General features: G+C 57.5%; 2 rRNA genes. Both read right to left on the bottom strand.

Annotation, left to right across the window (positions count from 1 at the left end):
* Positions 1–2 precede the first annotated feature (2 nt).
* Positions 3–119 (bottom strand): 5S ribosomal RNA (rrf, locus tag ACGFK0_RS37535).
* A gap of 172 nt (positions 120–291) precedes the next feature.
* A 23S ribosomal RNA gene (locus ACGFK0_RS37540) occupies positions 292–3406 on the bottom strand.
* Between the last annotated feature and the right edge of the window lie 167 nt (positions 3407–3573).

A 3573-nucleotide genomic window follows, 5' to 3' on the forward strand; every position in this document is an offset into this window, starting at 1 on the left:
GAGTCCGGCGGTGTCCTACTCTCCCACACAGTCTCCCATGCAGTACCATCGGCGCTGAAGGGCTTAACTTCCGGGTTCGGGATGGGACCGGGTGTTTCCCCCTCGCCAAAACCACCGAACGTCTCAACGCACCACCCCCACAACACCCGGGGGCAGGCAAGTCAACGTTCCGAGCCAGGCTCGATATTCTCTTTTAATGCTGCGGGTCACCCCAGGATTGTTTCCTGAGAACCACACAGGGACGCGAACACACTCTTGCCATCGGGCAGCGATTTGGATTGAACGTCATGTGTGTTCAAGCCACTCGGCCTATTAGTACCGGTCGACTCCACACGTTACCGCGCTTCCATCCCCGGCCTATCAACCCAATCGTCTCTTGGGGGCCTTACCCCACCCGAAGGTGGAAGGGAGAACTCATCTCGAGGAAGGCTTCCCGCTTAGATGCTTTCAGCGGTTATCCCGACCGAACGTAGCCAACCAGCCGTGCCCCTGGCGGGACAACTGGCACACCAGAGGTTCGTCCGTCCCGGTCCTCTCGTACTAGGGACAGACCCTCACAATTCTCCTACGCGCGCAGCGGATAGGGACCGAACTGTCTCGCGACGTTCTAAACCCAGCTCGCGTGCCGCTTTAATGGGCGAACAGCCCAACCCTTGGGACCTACTCCAGCCCCAGGATGCGACGAGCCGACATCGAGGTGCCAAACCATCCCGTCGATATGGACTCTTGGGGAAGATCAGCCTGTTATCCCCGGGGTACCTTTTAGCCGTTGAGCGACACCACTTCCACACGTAGGTGCCGGATCACTAGGCCCTGCTTTCGCACCTGCTCGACACGTCCGTCTCACAGTCAAGCTCCCTTGTGCCCTTACACTCGCCACCTGATTGCCAACCAGGCTGAGGGAACCTTTGGGCGCCTCCGTTACACTTTAGGAGGCAACCGCCCCAGTTAAACTACCCACCAGGCACTGTCCCCCACCCGGATACACGGGCGCGGGTTAGACGCTCAAAACGACCAGAGTGGTATTTCACCAACGACTCCACCGACACTGGCGTGCCGGCTTCACAGTCTCCCACCTATCCTACACAAGACGCTCCAAACGCCAATGCCAAGCTATAGTGAAGGTCCCGGGGTCTTTCCGTCCTGCTGCGCGAAACGAGCATCTTTACTCGTACTGCAATTTCGCCGGGCCTGTGGTTGAGACAGCGGGGAAGTCGTTACGCCATTCGTGCAGGTCGGAACTTACCCGACAAGGAATTTCGCTACCTTAGGATGGTTATAGTTACCACCGCCGTTTACCGGCGCTTAGATTCTCAGCCTCGACCCCCGAAAGGGTCTAACCGGTCCTCTTAACGTTCCGGCACCGGGCAGGCGTCAGTCCGTATACAGCGTCTTACGACTTCGCACGGACCTGTGTTTTTAGTAAACAGTCGCTTCCCCCTGGCCACTGCGACCACACCCAGCTCCGGAGGAAAACTCCATCACCAGACATGGCCCCCCTTCTCCCAAAGTTACGGGGGCAATTTGCCGAGTTCCTTAACCACAGTTCACCCGATCGCCTTGGTATTCTCTACCTGACCACCTGAGTCGGTTTAGGGTACGGGCCGCCGATACACTCGCTAGAGGCTTTTCTCGACAGCATGGGATCACTCACTTCACCTAAAACGGCTCGGCATCACATCTCACCCTCAACGGCATGCGGATTTACCTGCACACCGGGCTACATGCTTACCCCAGGACAACCATCGCCTGGGCTGAGCTACCCTCCTGCGTCACCCCATCACTCACCTACTACCCCCTCGGGCCCCACGCTCCCCGCAAAGCAGACCCGAAGGCCCACACCACGGTTCGGGTGGTTAGCATCAGAGGATTCAGCGTTGGCGCATACCAGCGGGTACGGGAATATCAACCCGTTGTCCATCGACTACGCCTGTCGGCCTCGCCTTAGGTCCCGACTTACCCTGGGCGGATTAGCCTGCCCCAGGAACCCTTGGTCATCCGGCGCACACGTTTCTCACGTGTGATTCGCTACTCATGCCTGCATTCTCACTCCCGCAGCCTCCACCACTCGATCACTCGGCGGCTTCACCGGCTACAGGACGCTCCCCTACCCACCCAGAACACAAGTCCTGAGCGCCACGGCTTCGGCGGTGTGCTTGAGCCCCGCTACATTGTCGGCGCGGAATCACTTGACCAGTGAGCTATTACGCACTCTTTCAAGGATGGCTGCTTCTAAGCCAACCTCCTGGTTGTCAGAGCAACTCCACATCCTTTCCCACTTAGCACACGCTTAGGGGCCTTAGCCGATGATCTGGGCTGTTTCCCTCTCGACTACGAAGCTTATCCCCCGCAGTCTCACTGCCACGCTCTCACTTACCGGCATTCGGAGTTTGGCTGACGTCAGTAACCTTGTAGGGCCCATCAGCCATCCAGTAGCTCTACCTCCGGCAAGAAACACGCAACGCTGCACCTAAATGCATTTCGGGGAGAACCAGCTATCACGGAGTTTGATTGGCCTTTCACCCCTAACCACAGGTCATCCCCCAGGTTTTCAACCCTGGTGGGTTCGGGCCTCCACACCGTCTTACCGGCGCTTCACCCTGCCCATGGCTAGATCACCCCGCTTCGGGTCTACAGCATGCGACTCAAACGCCCTATTCAGACTCGCTTTCGCTACGGCTACCCGCCACCGGTTAACCTCGCCACACACCATAACTCGCAGGCTCATTCTTCAAAAGGCACGCCATCACCAACCAGAACCACGAATGATCCCAGAGGAGGCTCTGACGGCTTGTAGGCACACGGTTTCAGGTACTATTTCACGACCCCTCACCGGGGCACTTTTCACCATTCCCTCACGGTACTGATCCGCTATCGGTCACCAGGAAGTATTCAGCCTTACCACGTGGTCGTGGCAGATTCACACGGGATTTCACGGGCCCCGTGCTACTCGGGAACACACCCAAGAGACATCGCAGTTTCGCCTACCGGACTCTCACCGTCTACGGTCGGCCATCCCAAACCATTCGACTACCACGATGTTTTATAACTCTCCGCCAGACTGGTAGATCCAGCAAGATGGTCCCACAACCCCGCACACGCAACCCCTACCAGGTATCACACGCGCACGGTTTAGGCTCCTCCGCTTTCGCTCACCACTACTCACGGAATCACAATTGTTTTCTCTTCCTGCGGGTACTGAGATGTTTCACTTCCCCGCGTTCCCACCAACCGCCCTATACATTCAGACGGCGGCGACACCCCATGACGGGTGCCAGGTTTCCCCATTCGGAAATCCCCGGATCAAAGTCTGGTTGCCGACTCCCCGAGGCATATCGCAGGCTCCCACGTCCTTCATCGGCTCCTGATGCCAAGGCATCCACCGTATGCCCTTAAAAACTTGAACACACAAAACGATCAAAACAAATCGCAGACAAACAACAACACCACCCAAAAACCCCCAAAAAGGGAGCCCAACGGCAGCATCATCGTTCGCCAGAGATGCTCGCGTCCACTGTGCAGTTCTCAAAAAACAACCGGGCCCACCAAAACCACACCACCCGTACGGGTGAT

The organism is Spirillospora sp. NPDC048823, assembly GCF_043198445.1.
In the GTDB taxonomy this organism is placed as follows: Bacteria; Actinomycetota; Actinomycetes; order Streptosporangiales; family Streptosporangiaceae; genus Spirillospora.